Genomic DNA, 24316 nt, shown 5'->3' with positions numbered 1-24316 from the left:
CCGTTTACCCTCTCCTGAATTGCAAAGAGGCAGACAGCGCTTTTATGAGCACTGGAACAAGCAAAAGCTGAAGCGCCATGCCGGGCAGACCTGTCAGTATGGCGCCTTTCATGTACATGAAGGGGTTCAGCTGTACCGCGAACAAAGACGTCGTCACCACCGCGGCTAAACCGAGGGCCGTACGACCGGCGATCATGGCTATGATGAGGGCAGCGTAAATATTGACACGCTTTTTGTTCAGCAGCCATGACATTGTCCAGCCATAAACGGCCAGTTCAAACGTCATCAAAAAGGCAATGGGAAAAAGTGGCGGCATCCCGGTCGCTATCGAGCTGGCAAGGGGCGTAAGCGCACCTGCAACCAGCGCAATCCAAGGGTTAACAAATGCCGCGCCTACCAGGATTGGCAAATGCATGGGCAAGAAGATGGCGCCGCTTACTGAAGTCAGATGAAAAACCGTTGGGACCAGCAAACCCATTGCAATTATTAGCGCCCCGCGGATCATGGCTTTAGTGTTGTTCATTTCAATATCCTCCAAAGTTGTTTTATATTTCTCGGAATAGCCTTCTATCCCTCTTCTTCCTATTCCTCTTCTTTTTATTCCTCTTCGTCCTGATCCTTTCCAAACCAAAGGGCCAGTTCCGCCTCAGCTTCTTCAGGGCTGGACGAGCCATGCACCGCATTGAACTGAACGCTGTCCCCATAAAGATAGCGAATGGTGCACACCCTTGCCTTTGCCGGATCCGTTGCGCCATTGATCTCCCTGACTACTTCCACTGCATTTTCACCAGAAAGCTTCATGACGAAAACCCGGTCTGAAGTCATGAACCGCACCAGGGAGGGATAAAAGTCTTTATCCTTATGGGCCTCGTAATGCTTTTCTATGAGCGCCCTTTCAGGGACGCAAATGTAGGCTTCCTCAAGCACCAGCCCGTGGGCTTCGTATAAAGACAGGATCGCGCCAATCCTTTGTTTTTTAACTGCGTCTGGCTTAATAATGACTAAAGTTGACTCTCTCATAAAAACACCTCACACGGTTAAATTAACGGTTAAATTATTAGTAGGCTAAATTGCACCAATACGCTCAAGAAACTGCTGAATCTCCACCATCATAGCATCAAACCACTCAGTTTCCGAGGTTCTGGTCTCCATTGCAATTGTCTCAACAGGACAGGCGCCTGTGCCTTCTCTGTTTTGAATGTGCTCAACCAGCCTCTCACATTTAGCCTCGATACCCACAGACATCAGGTAGTCGTGCGCAGGCTCGCTCATCACCAGTGTCCAAATCTGCGTCACGCCAAGCGCCGCCGCGAGTCTGGCTGCGCCAAGACCAATAACTCTGTCAATCAAAAGTGCCCCATCCTCAAACCTGACACCCTTCGTATAAATCATGTAGAGGGGCTTGATCCCTCGCTCCACAGAGGTGTGCAATGTTTCACCCTTCACTTGGACCATCATGGTCAATCCCTGATCTTTCAGTGACTGAATGCCTTTTTCAAACGTCATTTCCAAACTCCCATCTGTTTTATAGTGGCACCCTCAAGTCAAATGTGCCGTTCGACGGTAAATCTATGGATCCTGTAAGCTTCCTTTTCCTTGATCCCCGCCTTGTTCAGCGCAATCCTGATTTGCTCCTCAGCGCTGTCAATGCCCTCGAGATCCGGCAGCAGCAGCCCACGCCTGTAATCCGTCTCCACAATAACGCCATACTTTTTCGGATCCAGCGCTTCCAGCCCGGAAACCAGTTCGCCTTTCGAAAGGACATCCACCGAAATCGCGAGCTGCTCCAGTTCCCAAGGCTCAATTTCCGGAAATCTTGGATCCTCCGTTGACGCCTGAATGGCATTGTGGATGATTTCTTCACCCAAAGACTTCTGTGTGCCGATGGTCGTGCCTATACACCCTCTAAGCCCTCCAGAACTCTTAATCGAGACAAAGACACCTTTTGATGGCCCGCCCAGCGCCGTCTGTTTAAGCGCCTCTGGAAGCTTGATCCGCTTCTGCTGCCTAACATAAGCTTCAATCGCCGCTCTCGCCAGCTTGACAAAGCTGTCTTCCTGATTTCTCCTTGTCAGTCGCCTCTGTTGAACCCCCATGACAATGTCATCAAAGCGCTTTGCTTGTTCAGAGGGTTTGAGATCCGTCAGCGCAACAACCCCATATCCCACGCCAAAAGGCCCTTCGTAGGAGAGAACGCGCGTTGTGGTCTCCAGCCCATCCAGTGCACCAATCATAATATCCAAAGATTTCTTGCCGCACTCACCAGCGCCTTCACACAAGTCTTCATCAGCCGTCACGACTTTGACCAAATCATTATTTTGGAAAGACTCAATAACCCACGCATCAAATTCAGGCCCACGCGCATCATAGCGATAAGGCCCTGAATCCTTCAGCTTGTGAGACAAATCTCCGCTCGCTATAATAACCGCCCTCAGTCCCTGCTGTTCGATACAAGCCGTCAGTAATTGTCCGAACCTGTAAAGCTCATCTGTAGGGAGCAGCCCGTAAGTGATCTCGACCAGTTTATAATTCTGGTAATGGTTTTCGACGAATGACAAAGGCACTATGACCCCGTGATCAAGCTCTCCCGAAACATCAAACCTCTTTGCGAGATGACGGTCAAATATCACAGCTGGTAAATTTTGTTCGACCGCCTTCTCCGCCAAAGCTTTCACGAGTCCGACAGCGTTTTGCTTCTTCAGGTGTATTTCAGAAGCCCCAAAGCTGCCCAGGCTGCCTTCCAAAGTCTCTTCGCCCCGAATAGCTATGGCATCACTGAACAATGGTCCATGGGGAGAAATGACAACAATAACTTCCGGCGCCAACTCAGCGATTTGCCTTCCGACTTGATCCATAGCTTGTGCAGTAGCGTTCACAATTTTCGACTGGTCGTGCCCAACAGCAGAAATTACAACCGGTGGGTGCGGCATCAGATAACCAGAGAGTATTGTCATATCAATCGCTCCTAACCTTTGATATAGCCCTTTCGCCTCAGCTTGTCAACGTGTTCTGTAACCTTTTCCTCAATGTCTATTTGATAAGTCTCTTCAAGGACAAACATCATAGAGACAGCAACCTGCGCCACATCCAAAAGCTCAAGGCTGATTCGTTCCACGACTTCTTTAGGTGGCATATCGACCGTTTCGCCATTCAATCCTCTAAATTTACCAATTAATTGCGCGAGCTCTCCTGCTTCTTCCATGAGCTTAAGGCACGTGGACTCCAAACCTGGCTGAAGATTGTTGAGCTTTGGGAGACTTATTTGTTTGTATTCATTCATCTATTCTCGCCCTTTCACTTGACTTTTACCCATTATAGCACAAAAAACAATAAGGACCGCAGCTTAACGTCTGCCTCTTTCAGAATCTGGCAGAGGTCAAAAAAAGACACCCCAATATGAGGTGTCTTGAACTTGATCCTTTGAATTATCGCTTGGAGAACTGTGGTGCTCTTCTCGCAGCCTTGAGACCGTATTTTTTTCTTTCCTTCATGCGGGAGTCACGCGTGAGGAAGCCTTCCTTCTTAAGGATGGCACGATACTCGTCATCTACTTTAAGAAGGGCTCTGGAAACACCATGGCGCACTGCGCCAGCTTGACCTGTGAACCCGCCGCCTTCAACAAGAACAAAGACGTCAAATTTTCCAAGGGTATTGGTGAGAACCAGAGGACGTTTAATTTCGTTGCGAAGTGTTTCAAAGTTGAAGTAATCTTCAACTGTACGACCGTTGATCTTGAATTCACCATTGCCCGGTACGAGGCGTACACGTGCAGTGGAGCTTTTTCGTCTTCCTGTGCCTTGATACTGCATACTCATCATGAATTCCCTCCTTCGTGGTTATAATTCGAGCGCTTCAGGCTTCTGTGCTTCGTGGTTATGCTGATCGCCTTTGTAAACTTTAAGCTTTTTCAGCATCTCTCTTCCAAGGGTATTCTTTGGAAGCATACCTTTGATGGCGTGCGTAACAACCGTCTCAGGCTTCTTTGCCATCATTTCACGATAGCTGCGCTCTCTCAGGTGACCTGTGTAACCAGTGTGCCATCTGAATTTTTTCTGATCAAGCTTTTTGCCAGTCAGAACCACTTTCTCCGCGTTGATGATGATCACATAATCACCGCAGTCGACGTGAGGGGTGTAGGTTGGCTTATGTTTGCCTCTAAGGATTGTAGCAACTTCAGTGGAAAGTCTGCCGAGGGTCTTTCCATCAGCATTGACGACATACCATTTTCTCTCTATTTCATTGGGTTTAGCAACGAAAGATTTCATGAGTTCCCTCCTAACATTAATATTTCACCGTTTTTTATTAAATAAAAAAACCCGGGGCAGGATTTTTTTTATTCGCCTCAAAATGAGCCAAACTTATTTTATAATAGCAATGGCTCTGAGTCAACTGTTTTTTAAAGATAAATCAATAAATAACTTCGCTCAAATACAAGCCTTGAGGTGGCGCTGTCCAAGGGGCCAGTGTTCTGTCTTTCGCCTCAAGCAGACGTAAGGCATCTTCAGGACTGAGCTTTTCTTTCCCAATCATGACGAGCACCGCTGTCATAATACGCACCATGTTATACAAGAAGCCATTTCCTCTGAATATCAGGAGGATTTCTGCGCCGCTATGGATGATCTCAATAGAGTCTATTCTGCGGACAGTCGTTTTTGCGGAGCTCCCTTGGGATTTGAAAGAAGCAAAATCGTGTTCACCTACCCAGTACTTAACAGCTTCACGCATGGCTTCCACGTTCAAAGGATCGCTTACATGCCAGGCTTGAAAAGCCTTTTGTGGGTCTCTGACCGGGGCATTGTCAATCCTGTACTCATAGATCTTCCCCTGAGCTGAATATCTGGGATGAAAATCAAGGGCCGCATCTTCAGCTTTTATAACTATAATATCCTCCGGCAGATGATAGTTTAGGACATAACACAATCTCCCAGTCGGAAAAGAAGAGTGATGGAGGAACGACGCCACTTGTGCTTTTGCATGAACGCCGGCGTCCGTTCTTCCGGAGGCCGTCAGTTCAATTTTTTCACTTAAGAGATTGCTGAGCAGTTTCTCAAGCGTGCCTTGAATCGATTTAAATCGTTTCTGGCGCTGCCACCCCTGATATTGTGTCCCTTGATAGGCTATGGTCAATTTAACGCGCCTTGGAGGTTTTCTGGGCTTCAAGACACCCACATCCTGACTGCGATCAAACCGCCCCAGTAGAGTATGAATACAAAGGTGCCAATCAAGTCGAGATGTGTGAATTGAAGGACTTTCATCCGTGTCCGGTTCTCACCGCCCCTGTAGCAACGCGCTTCCATAGCCATTGCCAGCTCGTCCGCCCTTCTGAAAGCACTTATAAACAGCGGCACCAGCAGTGGGATCAGGCTTTTGGCGCGTTTGATCAAATTCCCGCTCTCAAAATCAGCGCCCCGAGCCATTTGCGCTTTCATTATTTTGTCAGTTTCTTCAAGGAGCGTAGGAATAAAACGGAGTGCAATAGTCATCATCATAGCGAGCTCGTGTGCGGGAAGTCCAATTTTTTTGAATGGATGCAAAAGTCGCTCAAGACCGTCTGTCAATTCAATTGGAGACGTGGTCAAGGTGAGCATTGAAGTCCCTATGATCAGGAGAATCAAGCGGCTGGCCATAAAAAACGCCTGCCTGACGCCTTCCTGTGTTATTTTAAGAATCCAAAACCGAAATATTTCAGTACCCGGCGTTAAGAAAATATTGATCCCAAAGGCAAATACAATGATCATCAAAACAGGCTTTAATCCCCTCAGCAAATACTTATAGGGGACTTTTGAAAGAATGACCGTCATCGCTAAAAACGCGACCACAACAAGGTAGCCAAAAAAAGAATTCACAAAGAAAAGCGATATGATATACAACATGGCAGCGACGAGTTTAAACCTCGGATCCATGCGATGGATGGGAGAATCCAGTGGCAGATACTGTCCGACTGTGATATCACGAAGCATGACTTTTCCTCCTTAGAAGGTCCATCAGACGCGCCGCCGCACCTTCTACCGTATACAATGTTGGATCTATGTCTATGCCCTTATCTGCCAGCGCTTTTGCGACATAAGTCACCTGAGGCGCAGCAAGGCCAATTTCCTCAAGCCGCTCGACATGGCTGAACACCTCAGCGGGCTCTCCTGCGAGAACAAGACTGCCGCCGTCCATGACAAATATTTTACGGACATATCTGGCTATGTCCTCCATGCTGTGAGAAACCAAAATGACTGTGATCCCTTGCATTGCGTGAAGGCTTAGAATCTGATCAAGGATCTCATCCCGTCCTTTGGGGTCGAGCCCCGCTGTTGGTTCATCCAATATTAGAACTTCCGGTTTCATGGCTATTACACCTGCAATAGCGACACGCCTTTTTTGACCGCCGCTGAGTTCGAATGGGGATTTAGAGCGTATCTCTTCGTAATCCAGTCCGACCATTTCCAAGGATTCCTTAACCCGAATTGCTACCTCTTCAGGTCCAATGCCCAAATTGTTGGGGCCAAAGGCTACATCCTTCTCAACAGTCTCTTCAAAAAGCTGATATTCAGGATACTGAAAAACCAAGCCGACCTTTTTTCGGATTTCATTCAGCTTTGCCTTTGAAGAAGTAATATCAAACCCGTTGATTATAATTTTGCCCGAGGTAGGCTTTAACAAACCATTCATATGCTGAATCAAAGTTGACTTCCCCGAACCTGTATGGCCAATCAATCCCACGAAATCTCCCTGATCAATGCTCAATGAAACGTTATTAAGGGCATTGGTTTCAAACGGGCTGCCTATATCATAAATATGATTGAGATTTTCTATAATAATGGACATAGCACTTCCACCAACTCTTCTACTGTTATGATGTCATCTGGAATATCAACACCCTGCACTCTCAGCTGATGTGCCAGGAGTGTCACTTGCGGGACATCCAGGCCCATGCTCTGAAGCTGTTCTACCTTCGAAAACACGGTTTTGGGTGGGCCTTCAAGAAGTTTGGCGCCATCTTCCATGACAATGACACGGTCACAATGTACCGCTTCATCCATAAAATGGGTAATATGCACAATGGTGATGCCTTCTTCTTTGTTCAGCCTCATTATGGTTTCCATAACTTCCTTACGGCCTGAAGGATCCAGCATTGCCGTAGGTTCATCAAGAATGATACACTTAGGCTTCATTGCAAGAATTCCCGCAATGGCTATGCGCTGTTTTTGGCCCCCGGAAAGCAAATGGGGCGGCTTGCGCCTATGCTCATACATGTCGACGCTGTTAAGCGCCTCATCCACTCTAACGCGAATCTCTGGAGGCGCGATCCCAAGATTTTCCGGACCAAAGGCTACATCTTCTTCAACCACTGTGGCTACAATTTGGTTGTCTGGATTTTGGAATACCATGCCAGCAGTTTTTCTTATTTCCCAAATCTGATCATAATGGCTTGTGTCCATGCCATCAATTAAAATTACCCCTTCAGTGGGGTGCATAATACCATTGCAAAGTTTGGCAAAAGTCGACTTTCCGGATCCGTTATGTCCGATTATGACGACAAATTCACCACTGGCAATATCAATATTCAACTCTTTGAGCGCTGGTGAAAGCTCAGCTTCATTATAAAAATAAGTGACGCTCTTCGCTTGAATCATGTTATTCCCTCATCTCTGTGACTTTGCCACTCTATTATACACCTCAAAAAAACACCTTACAAATTTTTCGAGAACAAAAAGATAAAGGGACTAAGCTAAAGCCCTTAGTCCCTCATAACGATCTTATACCAACTCGATCATGACCATTGGCGCTGCGTCGCCTCGTCTAGGTCCAAGCTTGTAAATTCTGGTATAGCCGCCGCTCTTGTCAGCGTACTTAGGCGCAATTTCTTCGAACAGCGTCTTAACAACAGCTTCTTCAGTAATGAAGGCCATTGCCTGACGTCTTGCATGAAGGTCGCCGCGCTTGCCGAGCGAGATCATCTTTTCAGCGATCTTGCGAGCTTCCTTGGCTCTCGTTTCAGTGGTCTCGATACGGCCGTTCTTGATCAGGCTAGTAACCAGATTTCTCAGCATCAGGTTACGGTGCGCTGTTGGACGCCCGAGTTTACGATAACCCGCCATGGATTCCCCTCCTTTTTCCTTCTATTCTTCTTCAGATTTCAGTCCCAGCCCAAGCTCTTCGAGCTTTTGCTTGACTTCTTCGAGTGATTTTTTACCAAGGTTTCGGACCTTCATCATGTCATCTTCCGTCTTTTCTGTCAATTCCTCAACGGTATTGATGCCAGCACGCTTCAAACAATTGTAAGAGCGAACTGAAAGATCGAGCTCCTCGATAGTCATTTCAAGCACTTTTTCTTTCTTGTCTTCTTCTTTCTCCACCATGATTTCAACGCCATTGACGCTGTCTGTCATGTTGATGAAAAGATTCAGATGTTCAGCCATGATTTTGGCGCCGATAGAGGCGGCTTCATCCGGTTTTATAGTCCCGTCGGTCCAGATCTCCATGACGAGTTTGTCATAGTCTGCGACTTGACCAACACGCGTGTTTTCGACACTAAAATTTACTTTTTGAACCGGTGTGAAGATGGAATCTACAGGAATAATGCCAATAGACATCCCAGGATCTTTGTTAAGATCCGCAGATACATAGCCACGGCCTTTAGCCAAGGCTATTTCCATGTTAAGCGTTGAATGATCGTCGAGGGTAGCGATATGAAGATCTGTATTCAGGATTTCGACATCTGAATCACAAATGATATCGCCCGAAGTGATCGGACCAGCCTCAGTCGCTTCGATTCTTAAAATCTTGACTTCATCATCCGAATGAATTTTGGCAGCCAGGTTTTTCAGGTTCAGAATGATATCAACGACATCTTCTTTAACACCCTGAATCGTGGAAAATTCGTGAAGTACATTGTCGATTTTAACCCACTTAACTGCTGTACCCGGAAGAGAAGACAATAAAATGCGCCTTAAACTATTCCCGAGTGTAATGCCATAACCGCGTTCGAGCGGCTCGACGACGAATTTGCCGTAAGTAGCCATGTCGTTCATTTCAACACACTCGATACTAGGCTTTTCAATCTCTATCACTGCACAAACCCTCCTTCATTTATAGGATGTGAGGGTAACATATCGTTACGACGACTACTTAGAGTAGAGCTCGATGATCAGGTGCTCTTCGATCGGAAGATCGATATCTTGTCTTGCCGGCGCCGAAACGATCTTACCGCTCATTTTCTCTGGTTCAGCAACAAGCCACGTTGGCGTTGCTTGTCCCTTTTCCATGATGGCCTTGAACTTGTCAGAAGCTTTGCTGCGCTCCTTGACTTCAATGACATCACCGACTTTAAGCGTCATGGAAGGGATATCCGCTTTGTTGCCGTTCACTTTAAAGTGTCCGTGCGTAACGAGTTGTCGTGCTTCTTTTCTTGAATTTGCAAAGCCAAGTCTATAAACGACATTGTCCATGCGAAGCTCTAATAGTTGGAGAAGGTTTTCGCCTGCGATCCCCTTCATCTTTTCAGCTCTATTGTAAATTTCACGGAATTGGCCTTCGAGGATACCATAGTATCTCTTAACCTTTTGTTTTTCTCTCAGCTGTACGCCGTAGCCAGAAAGCTTACTTCTTCTGGCGCCATGTTGACCCGGAGCGTTTTCTCTCTTATTGAGAGCACACTTGTCGGAATAACAGCGGTCACCCTTGAGGTAAAGTTTCTGTGCTTCTCGACGACAAAGTCTGCAAGAAGGTCCCGTATATCTAGCCATTCACTACACCTCCTATAATATCAAACTCTTCTGCGCTTCGGTGGTCTGCAACCGTTGTGAGGGATCGGCGTTACGTCTACGATCGATGAAATCTCGAGGCCAGCAGCCTGAAGAGATCTGATCGCGGCTTCACGGCCAGCGCCAGGTCCTTTTACGAAAACTTGAACTGTTTTAAGCCCATGCTCCATGCCGTTCTTAGCTGCAGATTCCGCCGCCATTTGCGCAGCAAAAGGTGTAGACTTTCTTGATCCTTTGAAGCCGAGTCCGCCAGCACTAGCCCAAGAAATAGTATTACCGGCTGTGTCCGTCAGCGTTACGATCGTGTTATTGAACGTAGACTGTACATGTGCCTGACCTCGGTCTATATTTTTGCGCTCGCGCTTTTTCTTACCGCGGGCAGCTGTGGTTTTACGTACTTTTTTTGCTACCATGGTTCACCCTCCTTTACTTCTTCTTCTTACGTCCGACCGTTTTCTTAGGGCCCTTACGCGTACGTGCATTTGTTTTCGTTCTCTGTCCGCGGACAGGGAGTCCTTTTCTGTGACGGATGCCTCTAAAGCAACCAATTTCACGGAGACGCTTGATGTTCAGGGCTACTTCACGTCGAAGATCACCTTCAACGACATAATCACTCTCAATGACCGCTCTGAGTTTGTTAACCTCATCTTCTGTCAGATCTTTGATGCGAGTCTCCTCACTGACACCGGCCTTGGATAGAATTTCAATAGATCTTGGCTTGCCTATACCATAGATGTAAGTGAGTCCGATGACGGCTCTCTTTTCTCTTGGCAGGTCGACGCCCGCAATTCTTGCCATTAATGTACACCTCCTGCTTGAGTAAAATGCCAGATTACCGCTATATGTCTAAATCTGACGCTTGGAATCCTTAAGGACAGCCGCGTCCCCACGTCAGATTCTTTCACTGGTTAACCTTGCTTCTGTTTGTGTTTAGGGTTTTCGCAAATGACCATAACTCTGCCTTTGCGCTTAATAATTTTGCACTTTTCGCAAATCGGTTTCACCGATGGTCTGACTTTCATGCGTTATACCTCCTTATCACTTGCCGCGCCAGGTTATTCTTCCGCGAGTCAGATCGTATGGAGACAATTCCATAGTCACTTTATCGCCCGGCAGAATTCGAATAAAATTCATTCTAAGTTTGCCGGAAACATGAGCCAACACTTCATGATCGTTTTCCAGCCGGACTCGGAACATAGCGTTTGGTAACGCTTCTATAACGGTTCCGACGACTTCGATCGCATCGCTTTTTGCCATAAATTCTCTTACCTCCCCGTGCTTAAATCAGACTTGCTGGAGTTTATCAATTTCACGTCTCACCAAGCTGTCATCAGGTTTTTTACCATCCTTCAAAGTATCAGCGAACGCTGTACTAATCTGGTTGATTTTGACCAAATGGCGTACTTTCTTCAGCTTCGGTGAATCGACTTTTCTTAAATTCCCATCTACTAATAATACGAAATTATCATCAACTATGTCAAGAATCAAAAATACTCGATCGCGATCGCGGCCTGCCTTCGATTTGACAAATTGACCAACAGCCAATTCTTTCGTTGTATCCAAATCCTGCACCTCGCTTAGAATTCCGCGGTGAGGATCAGCGGATCATCCTCTGTTATGACTATAGTATGTTCGTAATGGGCGGATAAACTGCCATCTGCAGTCACTACAGTCCAATTGTCGCCAAGTACTCTTACTGTATATCTCCCTGCGTTGATCATTGGCTCTATTGCCAATACCATTCCCGCTGCCAGTCTGGGACCTTTCCCAGGCGGGCCGTAATTAGGAATTTGAGGGTCTTCATGTAGAGAAGCGCCAATGCCATGTCCCACATAATCCCTGACGACAGAAAAACCTTCTTTTTCGACATGGGTTTGTATGGCGTGTGAAACATCAGAAAGTCTGTAGCCAACTTTGCAGAACTTAAGCCCTTCATAAAAGCTTTCCCGCGTTACACGGATCAGCTTCTCCGCTTTTGTGCTGATTTCTCCTACGGGATAGGTTTTTGCGCTGTCTCCGTAATAGCCGTTCTTGAGCGCGCCCACGTCAATACTGATGATATCGCCCTCACGCAGCACCCGTTCTCCCGGAATGCCATGGACGACCTCCTCATTCACGGAGGCGCAGATGGCAGCCGGAAAGCCACCATAGCCTTTAAATGCGGGCTGCGCCCCATGCTCGAGAATAATGCGCTCTGCGATCTCATCGAGTTCTTTAGTAGTGATGCCAGGCTTGATTATGTCCCTCATGACCGAATGGACTTTAGCCACAATGCTGCCTGACTCACGCATATATTCAATTTCCGTGCCGGATTTTACAAGAATCATTACTGCGTTCTCCCAATTGCTTTGAGAATATCATCAAAGACTTTATCAATGTCTTGTTGTCCGTCCACATTGATTAGCTTTTCTTTGGCCTGATAGTACTCTATCAGCGGGGAAGTCTCGTCCATATACACCCGAATGCGGTTCGTAACTGTATCAGCATTGTCATCAGATCTCTGGTAAAGCTCACCAGAGCATTTATCGCAAACACCCTCAACTTTAGGCGGATTGTGTTTGATGTGATAGGTGCTCCCGCAGTCTCTGCAGATTCTTCTCCCGACAGCTCTTTCTACGAGCAGGTCCGGATCGACTATGACATTAATGACGCGATCCAGAGCAGATCCCATTTTCTCGAGCACCTTATCCAGCGCCTCTGCCTGAAATACAGTTCTCGGAAAACCATCAAGTAGAAAACCTGCCTTGCAGTCCTCTGCTTTCAATCGATCTTCTACGATTTCTACGACCAGTGTATCCGGAACGAGCTCGCCCCGGTCCATAAAATCTTTAGCTTTTTTCCCAAGTTCCGTACCTTCTTTGATATTTTTTCTAAAAATATCTCCGGTAGAAATATGGGGGATATTGAATGTTTCGATAATGTTTGCTGCCTGAGTACCTTTGCCGGCTCCCGGAGGGCCTAACAGGATCAGTTTCATCACCATCATCTCCTGACTACTTCAAAAAGCCTTGGTAATGCCTCATAACCATTTGAGCTTCGATCTGCTTCATTGTTTCGAGCGAAACACCGACTGCGATCAGCAGTGAGGTGCCGCCAAATGCGAGGTTCAAAGACCCGAAACCGAGAATAATATTTGGCAGTACCGCTATGAACGCCAGGAAAACAGCGCCTGCGATCGTGATCCGGCTCATTGTTCTCTCAAGATATTCAGATGTCGGTTTACCCGGGCGTATGCCAGGAATAAAACCGCCATTTCTCTTCATATTGTCTGCGACTTCAATGGGATTGAAGATGACTGACGTATAGAAGTAAGTGAAGAAGATAATCAAAAGAGCGTAAAGGATATTGTAAATGATGCTCGATTGACCAAAATTAAGTCTTAAGAACTCATAAAAACTGCTTTCCGGGAAAAACTGCGCGATCGTCATTGGGAACATCAGCAGCGATACAGCAAAGATGATTGGGATAACGCCTGACTGATTGACTTTCATAGGAATGTATGAAGTTTGACCGCCGTACATTTTTCTGCCAACAACGCGCTTTGCGTATTGAACCGGAATTTTACGTGTTCCTTCTTGAATGTAGATGATTCCAACAATGATCAGCAGTGCAATGACAACGAATAGAAGGATGCTGAAAATTGAAAGCTGGCCATCAAGGAATCTAAGCACTGTAGTGACAGTACTTTGCGGAACTCTGGCGAGAATCCCGGCAAAGATGAAGAGCGAGATACCATTTCCTATACCGTTTTCGGTGATCTTCTCACCGAGATACATCAGGAATGCTGTACCAGCAGTCAGTACAATGACTGATATTGCAATGCTCAACGGTGTATCGTTGATATACGCCGGTCTGAAAAGACCAATACTCCAACCAGTTGCCTGAATCAACGCGAGAACAACAGTGCCATAACGCGTATATTGCGCGAGCTTCTTTTTACCTTCTTCACCTTCTTTAGCCATTGCGCCGACTGAATCGGGAAAAGCTATTTGAAGGAGATTAACTATGATGGAAGCCGTAATATACGGAGAAATACCTAGCGCGAAAATCGTAAAGTTCTTGAATGCACCGCCTGAAATCAAGTTGAAAAACCCAAGAAATCCTGAGTCATTCGCGAAAAGCGAGGCGAGCTGAGTTTTATCGATCCCCGGAACTGGGATGGCTGATCCGAGACGAAAAACGACCAACATCATTAAAGTGTAGAGTATGCGTTTTTTTAAGTCTGGTATCTTCCATGCGTTGACAAGTGTTGAAAGCAACTAGATCACCTCTGCCTTTCCTCCAGCAGCTTCGATCTTTTCAATCGCTGACTGAGTGAATTTGTGGGCTTTAACCGTGATTTCCTTGTTCAGTGAGCCGTCCCCAAGGACTTTAAGGCCGTAGCTGAATTTTTTTACGATGCCACTTTCAATCAGGAGTTCAGGCGTAACAACAGTGCCGTTTTCAAAAGCATTGAGAACTTCAATATTTACCGTTGTCCAATCAATGCGGTTTCTATTTTTAAAGCCGCGCTTTGGAATACGACGGAAGAGTGGAAGCTGTCCGCCTTCAAAACCTGGACGGACACCGCCGCCGGATCTTGAATTTTGTCCATTCATACCGCGGCCGCCAGTTTTACCTTGGCCAGTCGCGGTTCCGCGACCTCTGCGCTTGCGATTCTTATTGGTGCCCTGTGATGGCGCTAATTCATTAAGCTTCATAATCACACCTCCTTTGTTTAAGCTTCGACGATCTTAACCAGGTGGCTGACCTGCTGGATCATCCCTCGCATTTGAGGATTATCTTGCTTCTCGACGACTTGGCCAATCTTTCTCAAGCCGAGTGCCTCTATCGTTTTCTTGTGTTTCGGAATAGCACCAATCGTGCTCTTCACCAATTTTACCTTGATTGTATTTGCCACGGTCGTGCACCTCCTAACCAAGAATTTCTTCTACGGTTCTACCTCTTAATTTAGCAACGCTTTCAACAGTCTTCATGTTGGTCAGACCATTAATTGTCGCGTTAACGACGTTACGCGGGTTGTCACTGCCGAGTGATTTTGCGCGGACATCTTTGATGCCGGCAAGCTCAAGTACAGCACGGACAGGACCGCCTGCGATTACACCAGTACCTTCAAAGGCTGGCATGATCAAAACTGCACCAGCGCCATACTCCCCACGAATAGGGTGTGGCACGGATGTGCCAACACGCGGCACATAAATAAGATGTTTCTTGGCATCTTCAATCGCTTTGCGGATCGCTTCAGGAACCTCCTGGGCTTTACCTGTGCCAACACCGACATGGCCATTTTCATCACCGACGACTACCAGGGCAGCAAAGCGGAAGTTTCGACCACCTTTAACTACTTTTGTAACGCGATTTATATTGATCACTTGTTCTTTAAGCTCAAGTTTGCTCGCATCAATCATTGTGCGGTTCATTCGTTAACCTCCTTTGCTAAAATTCTAAGCCGGCTTCTCTGGCACCGTCAGCCAGTTCTTTGACACGTCCATGATAAAGATATCCAGCACGGTCAAAGACTACTACTTGAACGCCTTTCTCAATCGCTCTCTTAGCGATGAGTTCACCGACAGCCTTTGCGGCAAGCTTGTTGCCTGTATGCGCAAATTGTCCTTTGACTTCCGCCTCAAGCGATGAAGCAGAAGCGATCGTGACGCCAGCGACGTCATCAATAATCTGTGCATAAATATTATTAAGGCTTCTATAAACATTCAGTCTTGGACGCTGGGCAGTTCCCGCAACTTTCTTGCGCGTTCTTGCCTGGCGAGCTTGTCTGTTTGTATTTTTACCAACTTTGTTAATCATGCCGCTTCACTCCTTTCCCGATTATTTCTTACCGGTTTTGCCCTCTTTACGGCGGACATTTTCATTTTCATAACGGACGCCTTTGCCCTTATATGGCTCTGGTCGTCTCCAGTCACGGATCTTCGCTGCATAGTTGCCTACGAGCTGCTTGTTGATCCCTTTGACAATGATTTCAGTCTGAACCGGAACCTCTGTCGTAAGACCAGCAGGGTCTTCCATGACAACAGGATGGGAAAATCCGAGAGAAAGCTCTAATTTATTGCCGTTCTTGTTGGCTCTGTAACCAACACCGACAATTTTGAGTTTCTTCGAGTAGCCTTGGGAAACACCCACGACCATATTGTTTATAAGCGTACGGCTGAGGCCGTGAAGCGCTCTGTGTGTTTTATTATCAGATGGACGTTCGACAGTTAATGAACCGTTGTCGATTGTCACTTTAAGATCTTTGTTGATTTGCTCTTTTAACTCTCCCAATGGGCCCTTGACTGTTACTAAATTCGTCTCGTCGACGCTGACAGTCACGCCACCAGGGATCGTAATAGGCAATCTACCAATTCTAGACATTCCTGCACCTCCTACTCTATCCCTTTATATTACCAAACGTAACAGATGACTTCGCCGCCAACTCCGAGGTTGCGAGCTTCCTTATCTGTGATAATGCCATTTGAAGTCGAAATGATGGCAATACCGAGGCCGCCAAGGACTTTCGGAATGTCCGTCTTCTTTGCGTAAACTCTGAGGCCTGGTTTTGAAATACGTTTAAGGCCGGAAATGACCTTCTCTTTATTTTCGCCATATTTAAGCTCGATTCGAATAATACCTTGGTGATCGTCTGCGATCATGCTGTAGTTCTTGATAAAGCCTTCAGTCATCAGAATTTCAGCAATTCTCTTTTTGACGTTCGACGACGGGATGTCGACGACATTATGCTTCACCATGTTGGCATTACGAATGCGTGTCAGCATATCTGCAATTGGGTCTGTAGTCATAGTCATGGACAATACCTCCTTTCCTTATTACCAGCTGGCTTTGCGCACACCTGGAATTTGACCTTTGTATGCCAATTCTCTAAAGCAAATACGGCAGATGCCGAATTTGCGGATGTATGCGTGTGGTCGTCCGCAAAGCTTACAACGTGAATATTCTTGTGTTGAATACTTTTGCGGGCGTGCTTGTTTAACTTTAAGCGATGTTTTCGCCACTTGATACCCCTCCTTATTTGCTGAATGGCATCCCCATAAGCGCGAGAAGCTCACGAGCTTCTTCGTCAGTCTTCGCAGTTGTTACGAAGGTGATGTCCATGCCACGGACTTTATCAATCTTGTCATATTCGATTTCCGGGAAAATCAACTGTTCTTTTACGCCAAGCGTATAGTTGCCTCTGCCGTCAAACGCATTTGGGTTGACGCCTTTGAAATCCCGTACACGCGGAAGCGCGATTGAGATGAGACGGTCGAGGAACTCGTACATGATTTCGCCGCGGAGTGTAAGCTTAGCACCTACCGGCATGCCTTCGCGCACTTTAAAGTTAGCGACGGATTTTTTGGCTTTTGTAACAACAGGCTGTTGACCTGTAATTTTTGCGAGCTCAGCGACTGCAACTTGAATCTCTTTTGGATTGTCCTTTGCATCACCAAGTCCCATATTGACAACTACTTTTTCAATTTTAGGAATCTCCATGACGTTGCTGTACTGGAACTTCTCCATCATACCTTTTCTAACGTCATTCAGATACTTATCTCTAAATCTAGCCATTGGTTAACCCTCCTTCCCGACTGTTAGTCAATGACTTCGCCAGATTTTGCGGCGACTCTGACCTTTTTGCCACTGTCGAGTACTTTGTATGAAACCCTCGTACCCGTTTTGACCTTAGGGTCGAGAAGCATAACATTAGAAACATGAATTGGCGCCTCCTGATGGATGATGCCAGCTTGCTTTACTTGTTGAGAAGCCTTTTGGTGCTTCGTCACCATATTGACACCTTCAACGATTACGCGCTCTTTTTTTGGAAGCGCTTGAAGGACTTTGCCTTTTTTTCCTTTATCCTTGCCGGAAATTACGACTACCGTATCACCTTTTTTAACACGCATCTATTTCCACCTCCCACTCTCTTATAAGACTTCTGGAGCCAGGGAAACGATTTTGGTAAATTTCTTATCCCTTAATTCTCGAGCAACCGGTCCAAAAATACGGGTACCGACTGGAGACAAATCTTCTTTGATGATGACTGCTGCGTTATCATCGAATTTAAGGTAACTACCGTCGTTTCTTCTAACGCCGCTGACGGATCTGACGATGACTGCCTTGACGACATCACCTTTTTTAACAACTCCGCCTGGTGTTGCATTTTTAACGGCACAGACGATAACGTCGCCGATGTTGCCGTACTTTCTCTTAGAACCGCCAAGTACGCGGATGCACAATAGTTCTTTAGCACCGGAATTGTCCGCGACTTTCAACCGGGTTTCCTGTTGGATCATGCTTGCAACCTCCTTCCAATCAGCAAGAATTACTTCGCCTTCTCGATAATTTCTACGAGTCTCCAGCGCTTGTCGCGGCTGAGAGGGCGAGTTTCCATAATTCGAACTCTATCGCCTATACCGCAGGCGTTCTGTTCGTCGTGTGCTTTGAATTTCGTCGTTCTTTTTACACGCTTTCCATAAAGCGGGTGACGAATGAAATCTTCTACTTTTACAACAATTGTCTTGTCCATTTTATCGGAGACAACTGTACCAGTTCTAACTTTTCTGTTAGCTCTTTCCAATTTACTTACCTCCCTCGCGATTAAGCCTTAATATCCCGTTCCCTGAGGATCGTTTTGACTCTGGCAATGTCTTTTTTGACATTTTTGATCTTCATAGGGTTGTCGAGCTGGCCGGTGGCCAACTGGAATCTAAGGTTGAACAATTCGCTTTTAAGGTCATTCAGCTTTACTGTAAGCTCATCCGCAGTCATATCTCGGAGTTTGTTAGCATTCATTAGATTCACCACCCTTTTCAAGCACTTCTTCGCGCTTCATGAACTTGCACTGAATAGGCAGTTTGTTCGCAGCAAGACGCATTGCTTCACGAGCTGTCTCTTCATTGACACCGGAAAGCTCGAACATAATTCGGCCCGGCTTGACAACTGCTACCCAATACTCCGGCGAACCTTTACCAGCACCCATTCGGGTTTCAGCAGGTTTCTTGGTAACCGGTTTATGAGGGAAGATTTTGATCCAAACTTTACCGCCTCTTTTAATGTAACGGTTGATCGCGATCCTCGCTGATTCTATCTGATTCGCTGTGATCCACGCAGGCTCCATTGCTACCAATGCGTAATCTCCGTACGATATTTCGTTGCCTTTTTGCGCAGTGCCTTTCATTCTGCCGCGATGTACTCTGCGTCGCTTAACTCTTTTAGGCATTAACATGGCGTACAGCCTCCTTCCATAACTTCTCTATCCATTAAAGGAATTAACGTGCATCTTTCTCATTTCTGCCTTGTCTTGGCTTGCCAGAACGTGCAGGTCTTCTGTTGTCTCTCTGACCGCCTTGACCTTGTGCTCTTGCTTTCTTTGGCTCTTTACGCATAAGGATGCTTTCGCCATTTGCTTTAGGGAGTATTTCACCTTTACAAATCCAGACCTTAACGCCAATTTTGCCATAAGTCGTGTTCGCTTCAGCAAATCCGTAATCGATATCAGCACGAAGGGTTGAAAGTGGAACATTACCCTCACTGTAGCTTTCAGATCTCGCGATTTCTGCGCCGCCCAAACGACCTGCGGTCATAATTTTGATACCTTCTACACTGCCGGAACGCATAGTTCTTGTGATGGAACCTTTCATTGCGCGTCTGAAAGCAATACGTCTTTCAAGCTGTGACGCAATGTTCTCAGCGACGAGCTGCGCATCTGTATCAGCATTTTCAACTTCGGAGATATCAAGCTGAATAGTTTTTCCAGTCATAGTCTGGAGCTGTTCCCTCAGCTTTTTGATATTCTCGCCACCGCGGCCAACAATCATGCCTGGTTTTGCAGTGAAAATATTGATATGGATTCTGTTGTTCGCAGCGCGGTCAATATAAATTCTTGAAACGCCTGAAGTATAAAGTTCCTTCTTAAGGATTTTTCTGATATTGAAATCTTCAACGAGCAACTCGGAGAAGTTTTTCTTGTTAGCGTACCATTTTGAGTCCCAATCTTTAATAATACCGACTCTAAGTCCGTGTGGGCTTACTTTTTGACCCATCCGCTATTCCCTCCTTACTATTCTCTTTCGGATACCGCGACGCCTACGTGGCTGCTTCTCTTAAGAATTGGATTTGCTCTGCCGTGAGAACCCGCTCTGAAACGCTTCATGACAGGTCCCTGGTTAGCGTAGATTTCAGCGATGTAAAGCTTGTCAACATCCATATGGTTGTTGTTTTCAGCGTTTGCGATCGCTGACTCAAGTACTTTAAGGAAGATTCTTGCGCCTTTGCGCGGTATAAACTTCAAAATCGCTTTAGCTTCTTTGGCATTTTTGCCTCTGACCAAATTCGCGATTGGCTTCATTTTTCTTGAGGAAATACGAACGTATTTCGCTTCAGCTCTTACTACTGATTTCATTGTGTGCCCTCCTTCCGATCTAAAATGGCCTTACTTGCTCTTCTTGTCGCCCGCGTGGCCTTTGAAAGTTCTCGTAGGGGCGAATTCTCCGAGCTTGTGGCCGATCATGTCTTCTGTCACATAAACAGGCACATGTTTTTTGCCGTCGTGAACTGCGATCGTGTGTCCAACCATTTGAGGGAAAATCGTCGAAGATCTCGACCAAGATTTGATAACTTTTTTATCTCCTGCTGCGTTCATTTCTTCAATTTTCCGGATAAGTCCTTTATGGATAAAAGGTCCTTTTTTAAGCGATCTGCTCATCCTTGCATTTCCTCCCTTCGTGCTTTGCCCGTCGAGGCAGTGGCGAACAGTCTGTCCGCCACCAATCTCAAACTATTTCTTTCTCGCTGATACAATCATGCTGTTGGAAGCCTTTTTCTTGTTACGCGTCTTGTAACCAAGCGCAGGCTTGCCCCAAGGTGTAACAGGCGCTGGACGTCCAATAGGAGAACGGCCTTCACCACCGCCGTGTGGGTGGTCATTCGGGTTCATGACGGAACCGCGAACGGTTGGTCTGATGCCCATGTGACGCTTACGGCCAGCTTTACCAATGGTAATATTCTCGTGGTCGATATTGCCGACTTGACCGATCGTGGCACGGCATTCAATTCTGACATAACGCGTTTCGCCGGATGGCAGTCTGACAAGCGCAAGCTTGCCTTCTTTAGCCATAAGCTGTGCGGCGTTTCCTGCAGAACGAACGAGCTGAGCGCCTTTGCCCGGTTTGAGCTCAAGATTGTGAATCATAGTACCGAGAGGAATGTTGCTCAGCGGCATTGCGTTGCCAATTTTGATGTCGTGACCTTCACCCGAAATGATGACGTCGCCGACTGAAATTTTATGAGGTGCGATGATGTAACGCTTTTCGCCGTCTGCATAGTGCAGCAGCGCGATATTTGCTGAACGGTTCGGATCGTATTCAATAGCTGCAACCGTTGCAGGAACGTTGTCCTTGTTGCGCTTGAAATCTATTGTACGATATTTGACTCTTGTGCCGCCGCCTCTGTGGCGAACAGTAATTTTACCTTGATTGTTACGTCCTGAATTCTTCTTGATCGAAACAGTCAGGGCTTTTTCCGGTGTAAATTTCGTGATTTCCTCAAAAGTGGACACCGTCATCTGTCTGACCGCAGGCGAAGTGGGTTTAAACCCTCTGATACCCATGTTTTTTCCCTCCTTCAGTAATTAGATGCCTTCGAAGAACTCGATGTCCTTGCTGTCTGGAGCCAATTTGACTATGGCTTTTTTCCAGCTGGAAGTTCTGCCTATATATTTACCTTGGCGCTTAACTTTTCCATCGACGTTCATGGTGTTGACCTTATCAACTTTTACACCGAAAATGGCCTCTACCGCTTGGCGAATCTCTGTTTTGTTGGCGTCCTTGTGGACTTCGAACGTATATTTTTTCTCTGAAGTGCCCATCATGCTCTGTTCAGTAACGATTGGGCGAATAATAACGTCATAAGGTGTTTTCATTACGCGTAAACCTCCTCGAGTTTCTCGACAGCAGCTTTAGTAATGATGAAGCTGTTGTGGTTGAGGATCTCATAGACGTTGAGCTGACCAATGAAGGACGTCTTGACGCCTGGAATGTTGTTTGCTGAGAATACGACATTGTCATTCTTGTCGAGCGTAACGATCAGCGCTTTCTTGCCAGCATTGACATTTTTGAGAACATTGAGCATTGCTTTTGTTTTAGGCGCTTCAAATGCAAGATCTTCAAGAACCACCATTTCACCGTTTTGAACTTTAGAACTCAACGCTGATTTAAGGGCAAGTCTCTTGATTTTCTTTGGCAGCACATAGCTGTAATCTCTTGGCTTTGGTGCGAATACAACGCCACCGCCTACATAATGAGGCGCTCTGATTGTGCCTTGACGCGCATTGCCTGTGCCCTTTTGACGGAACGGCTTGCGACCGCCGCCTCTGACTTCAGCTCTTGTCTTTGCAGACTGTGTGCCTTGTCTTTGATTTGCAAGATAGTTGACAACAACCTGATGAAGAACCTGCTTGTTGACCTCTGCGCCGAAAATGCTATCATTCAGTTGAATTTCTCCAACTTTTTCTCCGGACATATTTAAAACATCTAATTTAGCCACGTTGCTTCCTCCTTTCCTTTACTCGAATCACTATTTGCCAGATTTGACCGTTGGTTTAATGGTCAGCAGGCTGCCTTTTGGTCCCGGAACTGCGCCTTTAAGAAGGATCAGGTTGCGGTCTGCTTCAACTCGGACAACGTCGATATTCTGAATCGTGACTTTTTCACGGCCCATACGACCTGCCATTGGCATACCTTTAACAACTTTACCCGGGAACGTGCCGGCGCCGATCGAGCCTGGAAGTCTGTGGCTCTTGGAACCGTGGGTCATAGGACCGCGCGCATGATTCCAACGCTTGATGTTGCCTTGTGTACCTTTACCTTTTGAAATGCCGGAAACGTCCACAGCTGCGCCTTCAGCGAAGAGATCTGCTTTGATTTCCTGTCCGACTGAAAATGCAGACGCATCTTCAACCCTGAACTCGCGAACATACTTCTTAAACTCAACGCCAGCTTTCGCGAAATGGCCTTTGGTTGGTTTGTTGGCACGGTGAGCCTTTGCTTCTCCGAAAGCGACCTGAATCGCGGAGTAGCCGTCCGTTTCAACTGTTTTGACTTGTGTGACATGCATAGGACCTGCTTCGACGACAGTGACAGGAACTACGTTGCCATTTGCGTCAAACACCTGAGTCATGCCAATTTTTTTGCCTAAAATACCTAACATAGTGTTTACACCTCCCGATAATCTTACAGCGGATTGCTTCTGCAATCATACTAAGCATGAGGGTTGAATCTATTCAAACCAATCTCTTAGTAACGACAGTAGGGTATTACAGTTTGATTTCAATGTCCACGCCAGCTGGGAGATCAAGTCTCATAAGAGAATCAACCGTCTTAGGCGTTGGATTGAGGATGTCGATCAGACGCTTGTGCGTTCTGAGCTCGAACTGTTCTCTGGAATCTTTGTACTTGTGAACTGCGCGGAGAATAGTGATGATTTCCTTTTTAGTAGGAAGTGGAATCGGACCCGCGACGTCAGCGCCCGTTCTCTTTGCTGTCTCGACAATTTTTTGTGCAGAGCTGTCGAGAACTTTGTGATCGAATGACTTGAGTTTAATTCTGATTTTTTGTCCTTTGTTAGCCATGTGTTTTACCTCCTTGAAATAAATGCGCGTGATCTTAAACACACGACTGGGTCTATGCACACCTTGCCTGGCGTATCGCATTTTCAGGCACACAAATCCCGGCCGCCCAATTCAACGATTGGACCATTCTCAATAGAAATTTTTCCGTGCCAGTACGGTAACCTTCTATCTCATCGCTTATAAACACGCTTTATCATTATACTACTAACATTCAAGATATGCAACACTTTTTACATTTAAAAGTGGGCCTGTTTTTCACAGGCCCACCACTATTGCAATCTAAGCTTCTATTACTTGATGATCTTAATGACGGAGCCAGCGCCAACCGTACGGCCACCCTCACGGATGGAGAACTTGAGGCCTTCTTCAACAGCGATCGGTGAGATCAGCGTGATCGTCATCTCGATGTTGTCGCCAGGCATACACATTTCTACACCTGCAGGAAGCTGTGCTGAACCCGTAACGTCTGTCGTTCTGAAGAAGAACTGCGGTCTGTAACCGTTGAAGAACGGTGTATGTCTGCCGCCTTCTTCTTTCTTCAGGACGTAAACCTGAGCTTCGAACTCTGTGTGCGGGTTGACTGAACCCGGCTTCGCGAGAACCTGACCGCGCTCGATCTCTGTTCTCTGTACGCCGCGGAGCAGTGCGCCAATGTTGTCGCCTGCACGGCCTTCGTCGAGGAGCTTCTTGAACATCTCAACGCCTGTAACGACGACTTTGCGCTTCTCTTCAGCAAGACCGACGATCTCAACTTCTTCCTGGACTTTGACGATACCACGCTCGATACGGCCAGTAGCAACTGTACCGCGGCCAGTAATGGAGAAGACGTCCTCGACAGGCATCAGGAACGGCTTGTCAATGTCGCGCTGTGGCTCTGGGATATAAGTGTCGATGATTTCGAACATCTCAACGATCTTGTCTGCCCATGAAGATGTAGGATCTT

The 24316-nt window shown here is 46.5% G+C and carries 44 protein-coding genes; all 44 read right to left on the bottom strand.

Annotation, left to right across the window (positions count from 1 at the left end; genetic code table 11):
• Positions 1-4: 4 nt before the first annotated feature.
• Entirely contained in the window at positions 5-523 is a 519-nt protein-coding gene (locus BLP63_RS15545) for an ECF transporter S component (protein ID WP_092593218.1), read from the bottom strand.
• Positions 524-597: 74 nt separating this feature from the next.
• Positions 598-1020: a nucleoside-diphosphate kinase gene (locus BLP63_RS15540; protein WP_092593216.1), complete on the bottom strand. Its 423-nt coding sequence runs from the start codon at positions 1018-1020 to the stop codon at positions 598-600.
• A 45-nt stretch (positions 1021-1065) separates the two neighbouring features.
• Complete coding sequence (locus tag BLP63_RS15535) at positions 1066-1506, bottom strand: DUF1893 domain-containing protein (protein WP_092593214.1); 441 nt, start codon at positions 1504-1506, stop codon at positions 1066-1068.
• A 38-nt stretch (positions 1507-1544) separates the two neighbouring features.
• Positions 1545-2954 carry an AmmeMemoRadiSam system protein A gene (amrA, locus tag BLP63_RS15530; protein ID WP_092593212.1) on the bottom strand — a complete coding sequence of 470 codons (1410 nt, stop codon included), beginning with the start codon at positions 2952-2954 and terminating at the stop codon, positions 1545-1547.
• Positions 2955-2965: 11 nt separating this feature from the next.
• Positions 2966-3280 (bottom strand): MazG-like family protein, encoded by a 315-nt coding sequence (locus BLP63_RS15525; RefSeq protein ID WP_092593210.1) that lies wholly within the window; start codon positions 3278-3280, stop codon positions 2966-2968.
• 145 nt (positions 3281-3425) lie between these two features.
• Complete coding sequence (gene rpsI, locus BLP63_RS15520) at positions 3426-3818, bottom strand: 30S ribosomal protein S9 (RefSeq protein WP_092593208.1); 393 nt, start codon at positions 3816-3818, stop codon at positions 3426-3428.
• A gap of 18 nt (positions 3819-3836) precedes the next feature.
• Positions 3837-4265 (bottom strand): 50S ribosomal protein L13, encoded by a 429-nt coding sequence (rplM, locus tag BLP63_RS15515; RefSeq protein WP_092593206.1) that lies wholly within the window; start codon positions 4263-4265, stop codon positions 3837-3839.
• Positions 4266-4407: 142 nt separating this feature from the next.
• Positions 4408-5160, bottom strand: a complete 753-nt coding sequence (gene truA, locus BLP63_RS15510; RefSeq protein WP_170829502.1) for a tRNA pseudouridine(38-40) synthase TruA — start codon at positions 5158-5160, stop codon at positions 4408-4410.
• Positions 5157-5960 (bottom strand): energy-coupling factor transporter transmembrane component T family protein, encoded by an 804-nt coding sequence (locus tag BLP63_RS15505; protein WP_092593202.1) that lies wholly within the window; start codon positions 5958-5960, stop codon positions 5157-5159. The genes truA and BLP63_RS15505 overlap by 4 nt, the downstream gene beginning before the upstream one ends.
• Positions 5950-6816, bottom strand: a complete 867-nt coding sequence (locus BLP63_RS15500) for an energy-coupling factor transporter ATPase (protein ID WP_092593200.1) — start codon at positions 6814-6816, stop codon at positions 5950-5952. The genes BLP63_RS15505 and BLP63_RS15500 overlap by 11 nt, the downstream gene beginning before the upstream one ends.
• Entirely contained in the window at positions 6801-7625 is an 825-nt protein-coding gene (locus tag BLP63_RS15495; RefSeq protein WP_092593198.1) for an energy-coupling factor transporter ATPase, read from the bottom strand. The genes BLP63_RS15500 and BLP63_RS15495 overlap by 16 nt, the downstream gene beginning before the upstream one ends.
• Before the next feature lie 123 nt (positions 7626-7748).
• Complete coding sequence (gene rplQ / locus BLP63_RS15490; RefSeq protein ID WP_092593196.1) at positions 7749-8090, bottom strand: 50S ribosomal protein L17; 342 nt, start codon at positions 8088-8090, stop codon at positions 7749-7751.
• Positions 8091-8111: 21 nt separating this feature from the next.
• Positions 8112-9062 (bottom strand): DNA-directed RNA polymerase subunit alpha, encoded by a 951-nt coding sequence (locus BLP63_RS15485; protein WP_092593194.1) that lies wholly within the window; start codon positions 9060-9062, stop codon positions 8112-8114.
• A gap of 54 nt (positions 9063-9116) precedes the next feature.
• Complete coding sequence (gene rpsD, locus BLP63_RS15480) at positions 9117-9737, bottom strand: 30S ribosomal protein S4 (protein ID WP_092593192.1); 621 nt, start codon at positions 9735-9737, stop codon at positions 9117-9119.
• Between the two features lie 20 nt (positions 9738-9757).
• Positions 9758-10168: a 30S ribosomal protein S11 gene (rpsK, locus tag BLP63_RS15475; RefSeq protein ID WP_092593190.1), complete on the bottom strand. Its 411-nt coding sequence runs from the start codon at positions 10166-10168 to the stop codon at positions 9758-9760.
• A 13-nt stretch (positions 10169-10181) separates the two neighbouring features.
• Complete coding sequence (gene rpsM, locus BLP63_RS15470; RefSeq protein ID WP_092593188.1) at positions 10182-10553, bottom strand: 30S ribosomal protein S13; 372 nt, start codon at positions 10551-10553, stop codon at positions 10182-10184.
• A gap of 110 nt (positions 10554-10663) precedes the next feature.
• Complete coding sequence (gene rpmJ, locus BLP63_RS15465) at positions 10664-10777, bottom strand: 50S ribosomal protein L36 (protein WP_025434559.1); 114 nt, start codon at positions 10775-10777, stop codon at positions 10664-10666.
• A 16-nt stretch (positions 10778-10793) separates the two neighbouring features.
• Positions 10794-11012: a translation initiation factor IF-1 gene (gene infA / locus BLP63_RS15460; protein ID WP_092593186.1), complete on the bottom strand. Its 219-nt coding sequence runs from the start codon at positions 11010-11012 to the stop codon at positions 10794-10796.
• 27 nt (positions 11013-11039) lie between these two features.
• Entirely contained in the window at positions 11040-11318 is a 279-nt protein-coding gene (locus BLP63_RS15455) for a KOW domain-containing RNA-binding protein (protein WP_092593184.1), read from the bottom strand.
• Positions 11319-11332: 14 nt separating this feature from the next.
• Positions 11333-12082, bottom strand: coding sequence for a type I methionyl aminopeptidase (map, locus tag BLP63_RS15450; RefSeq protein ID WP_092593182.1), 750 nt, complete (start codon positions 12080-12082; stop codon positions 11333-11335).
• Entirely contained in the window at positions 12082-12732 is a 651-nt protein-coding gene (locus BLP63_RS15445) for an adenylate kinase (RefSeq protein ID WP_092593180.1), read from the bottom strand. Before BLP63_RS15445 ends, map begins: the two co-directional genes overlap by 1 nt.
• A gap of 16 nt (positions 12733-12748) precedes the next feature.
• Complete coding sequence (gene secY / locus BLP63_RS15440) at positions 12749-14014, bottom strand: preprotein translocase subunit SecY (protein ID WP_092593178.1); 1266 nt, start codon at positions 14012-14014, stop codon at positions 12749-12751.
• Positions 14015-14455, bottom strand: coding sequence for a 50S ribosomal protein L15 (gene rplO, locus BLP63_RS15435; RefSeq protein ID WP_092593176.1), 441 nt, complete (start codon positions 14453-14455; stop codon positions 14015-14017). It abuts the gene before it with no gap.
• A 17-nt stretch (positions 14456-14472) separates the two neighbouring features.
• A complete protein-coding gene (rpmD, locus tag BLP63_RS15430) occupies positions 14473-14655 on the bottom strand; it encodes a 50S ribosomal protein L30 (protein WP_092593174.1) in 183 nt (60 codons plus the stop codon).
• A gap of 13 nt (positions 14656-14668) precedes the next feature.
• Positions 14669-15175, bottom strand: coding sequence for a 30S ribosomal protein S5 (rpsE, locus tag BLP63_RS15425; protein WP_092593172.1), 507 nt, complete (start codon positions 15173-15175; stop codon positions 14669-14671).
• 16 nt (positions 15176-15191) lie between these two features.
• Positions 15192-15560 carry a 50S ribosomal protein L18 gene (gene rplR / locus BLP63_RS15420; protein WP_092593170.1) on the bottom strand — a complete coding sequence of 123 codons (369 nt, stop codon included), beginning with the start codon at positions 15558-15560 and terminating at the stop codon, positions 15192-15194.
• 21 nt (positions 15561-15581) lie between these two features.
• Positions 15582-16124 (bottom strand): 50S ribosomal protein L6, encoded by a 543-nt coding sequence (gene rplF / locus BLP63_RS15415; RefSeq protein ID WP_092593168.1) that lies wholly within the window; start codon positions 16122-16124, stop codon positions 15582-15584.
• Between the two features lie 29 nt (positions 16125-16153).
• Positions 16154-16555, bottom strand: coding sequence for a 30S ribosomal protein S8 (gene rpsH, locus BLP63_RS15410; protein WP_092593166.1), 402 nt, complete (start codon positions 16553-16555; stop codon positions 16154-16156).
• 21 nt (positions 16556-16576) lie between these two features.
• Positions 16577-16762 carry a type Z 30S ribosomal protein S14 gene (locus BLP63_RS15405; protein ID WP_092593164.1) on the bottom strand — a complete coding sequence of 62 codons (186 nt, stop codon included), beginning with the start codon at positions 16760-16762 and terminating at the stop codon, positions 16577-16579.
• A 13-nt stretch (positions 16763-16775) separates the two neighbouring features.
• A complete protein-coding gene (rplE, locus tag BLP63_RS15400; protein ID WP_092593162.1) occupies positions 16776-17315 on the bottom strand; it encodes a 50S ribosomal protein L5 in 540 nt (179 codons plus the stop codon).
• Positions 17316-17338: 23 nt separating this feature from the next.
• Complete coding sequence (rplX, locus tag BLP63_RS15395) at positions 17339-17650, bottom strand: 50S ribosomal protein L24 (RefSeq protein WP_092593160.1); 312 nt, start codon at positions 17648-17650, stop codon at positions 17339-17341.
• 21 nt (positions 17651-17671) lie between these two features.
• Positions 17672-18040, bottom strand: coding sequence for a 50S ribosomal protein L14 (gene rplN / locus BLP63_RS15390; RefSeq protein WP_092593158.1), 369 nt, complete (start codon positions 18038-18040; stop codon positions 17672-17674).
• Between the two features lie 29 nt (positions 18041-18069).
• Positions 18070-18324, bottom strand: a complete 255-nt coding sequence (rpsQ, locus tag BLP63_RS15385) for a 30S ribosomal protein S17 (RefSeq protein ID WP_092593156.1) — start codon at positions 18322-18324, stop codon at positions 18070-18072.
• Positions 18325-18344: 20 nt separating this feature from the next.
• On the bottom strand, positions 18345-18539 hold the full coding sequence (gene rpmC / locus BLP63_RS15380; protein ID WP_092593154.1) for a 50S ribosomal protein L29: 195 nt from the start codon (positions 18537-18539) through the stop codon (positions 18345-18347).
• A complete protein-coding gene (gene rplP, locus BLP63_RS15375; RefSeq protein WP_092593152.1) occupies positions 18529-18972 on the bottom strand; it encodes a 50S ribosomal protein L16 in 444 nt (147 codons plus the stop codon). The genes rpmC and rplP overlap by 11 nt, the downstream gene beginning before the upstream one ends.
• Before the next feature lie 43 nt (positions 18973-19015).
• Positions 19016-19789: a 30S ribosomal protein S3 gene (gene rpsC, locus BLP63_RS15370; protein ID WP_092593150.1), complete on the bottom strand. Its 774-nt coding sequence runs from the start codon at positions 19787-19789 to the stop codon at positions 19016-19018.
• 17 nt (positions 19790-19806) lie between these two features.
• Positions 19807-20148: a 50S ribosomal protein L22 gene (rplV, locus tag BLP63_RS15365; protein ID WP_092593148.1), complete on the bottom strand. Its 342-nt coding sequence runs from the start codon at positions 20146-20148 to the stop codon at positions 19807-19809.
• A 30-nt stretch (positions 20149-20178) separates the two neighbouring features.
• Positions 20179-20451: a 30S ribosomal protein S19 gene (rpsS, locus tag BLP63_RS15360; RefSeq protein WP_092593146.1), complete on the bottom strand. Its 273-nt coding sequence runs from the start codon at positions 20449-20451 to the stop codon at positions 20179-20181.
• Positions 20452-20523: 72 nt separating this feature from the next.
• The gene (rplB, locus tag BLP63_RS15355) at positions 20524-21354 is read right to left on the bottom strand and encodes a 50S ribosomal protein L2 (RefSeq protein WP_092593144.1); all 831 of its coding nucleotides are present in this window, start codon (positions 21352-21354) and stop codon (positions 20524-20526) included.
• A gap of 21 nt (positions 21355-21375) precedes the next feature.
• Entirely contained in the window at positions 21376-21666 is a 291-nt protein-coding gene (rplW, locus tag BLP63_RS15350; protein WP_092593142.1) for a 50S ribosomal protein L23, read from the bottom strand.
• Positions 21666-22289 (bottom strand): 50S ribosomal protein L4, encoded by a 624-nt coding sequence (gene rplD / locus BLP63_RS15345; protein ID WP_092593140.1) that lies wholly within the window; start codon positions 22287-22289, stop codon positions 21666-21668. Before rplD ends, rplW begins: the two co-directional genes overlap by 1 nt.
• 30 nt (positions 22290-22319) lie before the next feature.
• Positions 22320-22952, bottom strand: a complete 633-nt coding sequence (rplC, locus tag BLP63_RS15340) for a 50S ribosomal protein L3 (protein WP_092593137.1) — start codon at positions 22950-22952, stop codon at positions 22320-22322.
• A 106-nt stretch (positions 22953-23058) separates the two neighbouring features.
• Entirely contained in the window at positions 23059-23373 is a 315-nt protein-coding gene (gene rpsJ / locus BLP63_RS15335) for a 30S ribosomal protein S10 (protein WP_092593135.1), read from the bottom strand.
• Positions 23374-23663: 290 nt separating this feature from the next.
• Positions 23664-24316, bottom strand: a 653-nt coding sequence (locus BLP63_RS15330) for an EF-Tu C-terminal domain-related protein (RefSeq protein ID WP_242870942.1), incomplete at its 5' end; no start/stop codon positions are given.

Source organism: Acidaminobacter hydrogenoformans DSM 2784 (assembly GCF_900103005.1).
Lineage (GTDB): Bacteria > Bacillota > Clostridia > Peptostreptococcales > Acidaminobacteraceae > Acidaminobacter > Acidaminobacter hydrogenoformans.
This window is presented reverse-complemented; position numbering and strand designations above follow the sequence as displayed.

Bases quoted from the DNA above. Each gene is read 5' to 3' on its own strand.
- BLP63_RS15505 (WP_092593202.1), bottom strand. From the start codon at position 5,960: ATGCTTCGTGATATCACAGTCGGACAGTATCTGCCACTGGATTCTCCC.
- rpsC (WP_092593150.1), bottom strand. From the start codon at position 19,789: ATGGGTCAAAAAGTAAGCCCACACGGACTTAGAGTCGGTATTATTAAA.
- rpmC (WP_092593154.1), bottom strand. From the start codon at position 18,539: ATGAATGCTAACAAACTCCGAGATATGACTGCGGATGAGCTTACAGTA.
- rpsH (WP_092593166.1), bottom strand. From the start codon at position 16,555: ATGACTATGACTACAGACCCAATTGCAGATATGCTGACACGCATTCGT.
- rplM (WP_092593206.1), bottom strand. From the start codon at position 4,265: ATGAAATCTTTCGTTGCTAAACCCAATGAAATAGAGAGAAAATGGTAT.
- amrA (WP_092593212.1), bottom strand. From the start codon at position 2,954: ATGACAATACTCTCTGGTTATCTGATGCCGCACCCACCGGTTGTAATT.
- rpsI (WP_092593208.1), bottom strand. From the start codon at position 3,818: ATGATGAGTATGCAGTATCAAGGCACAGGAAGACGAAAAAGCTCCACT.
- rplR (WP_092593170.1), bottom strand. From the start codon at position 15,560: ATGATTAACAAAGTTGGTAAAAATACAAACAGACAAGCTCGCCAGGCA.
- rpsJ (WP_092593135.1), bottom strand. From the start codon at position 23,373: ATGGCTAACAAAGGACAAAAAATCAGAATTAAACTCAAGTCATTCGAT.
- rplC (WP_092593137.1), bottom strand. From the start codon at position 22,952: ATGTTAGGTATTTTAGGCAAAAAAATTGGCATGACTCAGGTGTTTGAC.
- rpsE (WP_092593172.1), bottom strand. From the start codon at position 15,175: ATGAACCGCACAATGATTGATGCGAGCAAACTTGAGCTTAAAGAACAA.
- BLP63_RS15535 (WP_092593214.1), bottom strand. From the start codon at position 1,506: ATGACGTTTGAAAAAGGCATTCAGTCACTGAAAGATCAGGGATTGACC.
- map (WP_092593182.1), bottom strand. From the start codon at position 12,082: ATGATTCTTGTAAAATCCGGCACGGAAATTGAATATATGCGTGAGTCA.
- rplO (WP_092593176.1), bottom strand. From the start codon at position 14,455: ATGAAGCTTAATGAATTAGCGCCATCACAGGGCACCAATAAGAATCGC.
- rplQ (WP_092593196.1), bottom strand. From the start codon at position 8,090: ATGGCGGGTTATCGTAAACTCGGGCGTCCAACAGCGCACCGTAACCTG.
- rplF (WP_092593168.1), bottom strand. From the start codon at position 16,124: ATGTCTAGAATTGGTAGATTGCCTATTACGATCCCTGGTGGCGTGACT.
- rpsK (WP_092593190.1), bottom strand. From the start codon at position 10,168: ATGGTAGCAAAAAAAGTACGTAAAACCACAGCTGCCCGCGGTAAGAAA.
- BLP63_RS15500 (WP_092593200.1), bottom strand. From the start codon at position 6,816: ATGTCCATTATTATAGAAAATCTCAATCATATTTATGATATAGGCAGC.
- rplE (WP_092593162.1), bottom strand. From the start codon at position 17,315: ATGGCTAGATTTAGAGATAAGTATCTGAATGACGTTAGAAAAGGTATG.
- rpmJ (WP_025434559.1), bottom strand. From the start codon at position 10,777: ATGAAAGTCAGACCATCGGTGAAACCGATTTGCGAAAAGTGCAAAATT.
- rpsS (WP_092593146.1), bottom strand. From the start codon at position 20,451: ATGAGCAGATCGCTTAAAAAAGGACCTTTTATCCATAAAGGACTTATC.
- BLP63_RS15540 (WP_092593216.1), bottom strand. From the start codon at position 1,020: ATGAGAGAGTCAACTTTAGTCATTATTAAGCCAGACGCAGTTAAAAAA.
- BLP63_RS15525 (WP_092593210.1), bottom strand. From the start codon at position 3,280: ATGAATGAATACAAACAAATAAGTCTCCCAAAGCTCAACAATCTTCAG.
- BLP63_RS15495 (WP_092593198.1), bottom strand. From the start codon at position 7,625: ATGATTCAAGCGAAGAGCGTCACTTATTTTTATAATGAAGCTGAGCTT.
- BLP63_RS15545 (WP_092593218.1), bottom strand. From the start codon at position 523: ATGAACAACACTAAAGCCATGATCCGCGGGGCGCTAATAATTGCAATG.
- rpsM (WP_092593188.1), bottom strand. From the start codon at position 10,553: ATGGCAAGAATTGCGGGCGTCGACCTGCCAAGAGAAAAGAGAGCCGTC.
- rpsD (WP_092593192.1), bottom strand. From the start codon at position 9,737: ATGGCTAGATATACGGGACCTTCTTGCAGACTTTGTCGTCGAGAAGCA.
- rplP (WP_092593152.1), bottom strand. From the start codon at position 18,972: ATGTTAATGCCTAAAAGAGTTAAGCGACGCAGAGTACATCGCGGCAGA.
- rplV (WP_092593148.1), bottom strand. From the start codon at position 20,148: ATGAAATCAGTAGTAAGAGCTGAAGCGAAATACGTTCGTATTTCCTCA.
- rplN (WP_092593158.1), bottom strand. From the start codon at position 18,040: ATGATCCAACAGGAAACCCGGTTGAAAGTCGCGGACAATTCCGGTGCT.
- rplB (WP_092593144.1), bottom strand. From the start codon at position 21,354: ATGGGTATCAGAGGGTTTAAACCCACTTCGCCTGCGGTCAGACAGATG.
- infA (WP_092593186.1), bottom strand. From the start codon at position 11,012: ATGGCAAAAAGCGATGCGATCGAAGTCGTCGGAACCGTTATAGAAGCG.
- BLP63_RS15445 (WP_092593180.1), bottom strand. From the start codon at position 12,732: ATGAAACTGATCCTGTTAGGCCCTCCGGGAGCCGGCAAAGGTACTCAG.
- rplW (WP_092593142.1), bottom strand. From the start codon at position 21,666: ATGAAAACACCTTATGACGTTATTATTCGCCCAATCGTTACTGAACAG.
- rplX (WP_092593160.1), bottom strand. From the start codon at position 17,650: ATGCGTGTTAAAAAAGGTGATACGGTAGTCGTAATTTCCGGCAAGGAT.